Source organism: Methylophaga sp. UBA4204 (genome assembly GCF_002379485.1).
Taxonomy (GTDB): Bacteria; Pseudomonadota; Gammaproteobacteria; order Nitrosococcales; family Methylophagaceae; genus Methylophaga.
The window spans coordinates 28,261-28,692 of sequence record NZ_DFTU01000078.1; the positions used below are offsets into that span (position 1 = coordinate 28,261).

Annotated in this window: 1 protein-coding gene; it reads left to right on the top strand. The window is 50.0% G+C overall.

All coding sequences use genetic code 11. The annotated features are described in order from the left end of the window. The coding region (locus B3182_RS11215; RefSeq protein ID WP_292752776.1) for an alkaline phosphatase PhoX at positions 1 to 406 on the top strand (406 nt) is incomplete at its 5' end. Positions 407 to 432: the final 26 nt, after the last annotated feature.

Here is a 432-nt window from a genome sequence, read left to right on the forward strand (position 1 = left end):
GGGTGAGCAGTTCGCCAATCCTGATGGCTTAAACATCGATGACCGCGGTGTGTTATGGATTCAGACCGATGTCAGTGCCAGCGTATTGAATGATGGGGCGTTTAAACAATTTGGCAATAACCAGATGTTGGCAGCCGATCCGGCAACTGGTGAAATCCGCCGATTTCTGACTGGACCAGTGGGGTGTGAAATTACGGGCGTGATCATGACACCGGATATGAAAACCATGTGGGTGAATATTCAGCATCCGGGTGAAATGTTAGATGTTCTGCAAAGACGTGGCATCAATAAGTCCCCCCAAAACCCTAACGCGGCCAGTAACTGGCCCGATCATTATCCAAATGGCCGTCCTCGTTCCGCCACGGTGCTTATTAGCAAAGAGGATGGTGGGGTGATTGGGACGTGATGCTAAGTAATTAACCACAGAGACAC